Consider the following 263-nt stretch of genomic DNA (forward strand, 5'->3'; position numbering starts at 1 on the left):
TTTCGCTATCTGCGATCGGGGTGGAGCTTTGCCGATCTGGAGGATGGCGGCTGTCGCGTGGACTTTTTCGTCGATTTCGAGTTTCGCAATGCGCTTTTGCAAAAGGTTATCGGCGTCGTCTTTGGCGAAGCGATGAGCCGCATTGTCCGCGCCTTTGAAGATCGCGCCCGGGCGCTTTACGGGCCGCGCTGATGGCTCTTGCGTGGGCCGGTCTGCGCGGGTAAGAGCAAGGCGCGCCGGTTGCATCCCGGCCGATGAAAAGG

General features: G+C 60.8%; 1 protein-coding gene. It reads left to right on the plus strand.

All coding sequences use genetic code 11. The features are described from left to right. Positions 1–192, plus strand: a 192-nt coding sequence (locus tag RMT89_RS43705) for an SRPBCC family protein (RefSeq protein WP_315889313.1), incomplete at its 5' end; no start/stop codon positions are given. Positions 193–263 lie beyond the last annotated feature (71 nt).

The organism is Streptomyces sp. P17, from assembly GCF_032436805.1.
Classification (GTDB): domain Bacteria; phylum Actinomycetota; class Actinomycetes; order Streptomycetales; family Streptomycetaceae; genus Streptomyces.